At 49.3% G+C, this 225-nt stretch carries 1 protein-coding gene; it reads left to right on the top strand.

Annotated features, from left to right (window positions below):
- Window positions 1-11: 11 nt before the first annotated feature.
- On the top strand, window positions 12-225 hold a 214-nt coding region (locus DRB05_RS22795; protein WP_205125710.1), incomplete at its 3' end, for a hypothetical protein.

The raw sequence follows: 225 nt of genomic DNA, 5'->3' as shown, positions 1-225 counted from the left end.
CCAACAGCTCGGTGGGTAAACCACCTCCGACCACGCTGGTCAGTGCTGATGCTGTGGTAGGAGCGAGTTTACCTCGCGAGGTTTTATATCTCAAATCTCTATGCCCCAAACAGCAAAAAACCCGTCGCATTGCTGCAACGGGTTTCTTTAATAAGGCCCTGACGATGTTCTACTTTCACATGGGAAGCCCACACTATCATCGACGCTGTTTTGTTTCACTTCTGA

The sequence above is a fragment of the Pseudoalteromonas sp. A757 genome (assembly GCF_004103285.1).
GTDB classification, from domain to species: Bacteria; Pseudomonadota; Gammaproteobacteria; order Enterobacterales; family Alteromonadaceae; genus Pseudoalteromonas; species Pseudoalteromonas galatheae.
Note: the sequence above shows the minus strand (reverse complement) of the source record. Positions and strands in the feature narration are given on the sequence as shown.